Here is a 2097-nt window from a genome sequence, read left to right on the forward strand (position 1 = left end):
CCCCTCGAGCACGTGGATGAACTCCTCCCCGTCGTGGGAGTAGAACACCATGTCCTTCTTCTCCATCGGCGGGAAGGTCACCATCAGGGGCTCCATGTGCTTGCGCGACTTGTGGAGCTCCAGCGACTCGTACACGTACCCGACCTCGCTCGCGTCCTGGTGGGCGCGGCGAGTGAACTGCCGGCGCTCCTGGGCCCGGGTCACGGCGATCTTCTCCTCCTGCTCCTCCTCCTGGAAGAAGTAGGAGATATTCACGTCGAGCGCCCGGGCGATCTTCAAGAGCGTGGCCACGGGGGGCATCACGTGGCCGTTCTCCACCTGGGACAGGAGCGGCTTCGAAAGCCCGGTCTTGGCCGAGAGGTCCTGGAGCGTGTACCGCCGGCGCTGCCGCAGCTCCCGGATCTTCTGGCCGATGCCCAGGTCCTCCACTTCGGGGTCGATGCGCTTCGCCATGGGGGTCTCCTCCGTATCTGCAGGTGGCCACAGGCTATTCCGAGAAAGGTTTAATGTCAAGAAACATATTTTGATGCCGCGAATCCCGCCGCCGGCCTCGCTTCCCGTCTCCCGAACACGGCGCCCGCCCCCTTGATTCCTGGCACCCTAGACCAGGGACCGCGGCCCCCCCAGTATACCCCGTGTTTGGCCCAAAGAAACCCTGGCCCATCCCCGGCCGGCCGGGGCCGACGGCCGGCACCGAAACCGCAGGGGCGGCTTCGACACCTCAAGGGTTTCGCTGGACCAATCCGGCGTGCTATCTTTCCGCCGCCCCTCTCCCGGGGGGGCCAACGCACGACCCGTGATCCAGGGAGGAGGTTCCATGAGCGCGAACAAGGGCGAGCAGTATTTCCAGCTGTGGAACGAGTCGGAGGCGCTAGCCACGAAGATGATGCCGATCCTGAGCGATCTCCGGGTGGAGCGCGGCGTGCTGGTGCACGTGTTCGGCCGCTCCATCGCCAAGGTAAGCTCGGTGGAGATCCTCAAGGTCCATCGGCACGCTCGGCTCATCCTGGGCCGGGAGCTCACGGTCCAGGACACCTACCCCGTGCTCCAGGCGATGGCCAAGCTCGATCTCGGCCCCTGCCGGATCGACCTGGGCAAACTCACCGTACGCTACCAGAGGGAGGGCGGCGACCTCGACGCCTTCGTGGCCCGGGAACTGGCTCCGGTGTGCACGGGCCCGCGGCCCGTGCTCGAGCCGCCCCAGGACGTGGTTCTCTACGGGTTCGGCCGGATCGGGCGGCTCCTCGCGCGGATCCTGGTGGACAAGACCGGCAAAGGCGACAAGCTCCGGGTGCGGGCCGCCGTGGTCCGAAAGCCCAAGGAACCCGATCTCCACAAGCGGGCGTCGCTGTTTCGGCTCGACTCGGTGCATGGGCCTTTCCAGGGCACCACGATGGTGGACGAGGAGGAGAACGCCATCGTGGCGAACGGGAACCTCATTCGGATCCTGTACGCCGACAACCCGGCCTCCATGGACTACACCCAGTACGGCATCGAAAACGCCATCGTGGTGGACAACACCGGCAAATGGCGTGACCGGAAAGGCCTCGGCCAGCACCTAGAGGCCAAGGGCGTGAAAAGCGTGCTCCTGACGGCCCCCGGCAAGGGTGACATCCCCAACATCGTGTACGGGGTGAACCACCACACCCTCGACCCCAACGAGCGGATCGTGTCGGCCGCCTCCTGCACCACCAACGCCATCGTACCGGTTCTCAAGGTGATCCACGACCGGTTCGGCATCGAGTGCGGTCACGTGGAGACCTGCCACGCCTACACGAACGACCAGAACCTCATTGACAACTTCCACAAGGCGCCCCGCCGGGGCCGGGCCGCGCCGCTCAACATGGTCATCACCTCGACCGGCGCGGCCGAGGCCGCGGCCAAGGCGCTGCCCGAGCTCAAGGGCAAGCTCACCGGGAACGCCGTGCGGGTGCCCGTGCCCGACGTGTCGCTGGCCATCATGAACCTGCGGCTCGAAACCCCGACCACCCGCGAGGAGATCAACGACTACCTGCGGCAGATCGCCCTGGACAGCCCGCTCCAGAACCAGATCGATTTCACCACGAGCCCCGACATCGTGAGCTCCGACATCATCGG

The 2097-nt window shown here is 66.0% G+C and carries 2 protein-coding genes; one reads left to right on the plus strand and one right to left on the minus strand.

All coding sequences use genetic code 11. The features are described 5' to 3' along the window. A partial coding sequence (locus ACY0I8_RS17925) for a helix-turn-helix domain-containing protein (RefSeq protein WP_461395832.1) occupies positions 1-453 on the minus strand: 453 nt, incomplete at its 3' end. 364 nt (positions 454-817) lie between these two features. Between ACY0I8_RS17925 and ACY0I8_RS17930 the strand changes: the two genes are divergently transcribed. Beyond that, the coding region (locus ACY0I8_RS17930) for a glyceraldehyde-3-phosphate dehydrogenase (RefSeq protein ID WP_461395833.1) at positions 818-2097 on the plus strand (1280 nt) is incomplete at its 3' end.

This window comes from Deferrisoma sp., assembly GCF_054681715.1.